The 286-nt window shown below is 58.0% G+C and carries 1 protein-coding gene; it reads right to left on the bottom strand.

From position 1 onward, the window contains the following. The coding region (locus E0702_RS16890; RefSeq protein WP_205742026.1) for a hypothetical protein at positions 1 to 286 on the bottom strand (286 nt) is incomplete at both ends.

The following is a 286-nucleotide window of genomic DNA, read 5'->3' as shown; positions in this document are numbered from 1 at the left end:
ATCGCTATCGTGAGATCGGCGACGGCATTCATCACGCGCTCTCCGTCCCCGTCCGAGAGCGTGCCGTCAGCAAAACCGGACTGCAAGCTTTCCAGTACCTGCTCGAAGCTGGACACGACCCCTGCACTCGCGACCACAGCCAGCTTGTGGCTGAGAACACGCAGTTCATCGATCAGCTTCGCATCGTGCCTTGCGGTTTCCACGATCTCTGCGACCTTCTCGATGCAGGCCATGTAAATGTCGCATTGCTGCTGGAGGATGATGACCCTTCCTTCCTTGCGAAGCT

The organism is Halomonas marinisediminis (genome assembly GCF_004347715.1).
GTDB classification, from domain to species: Bacteria; Pseudomonadota; Gammaproteobacteria; order Pseudomonadales; family Halomonadaceae; genus Halomonas; species Halomonas icarae.
Note: the sequence above shows the minus strand (reverse complement) of the source record. Positions and strands in the feature narration are given on the sequence as shown.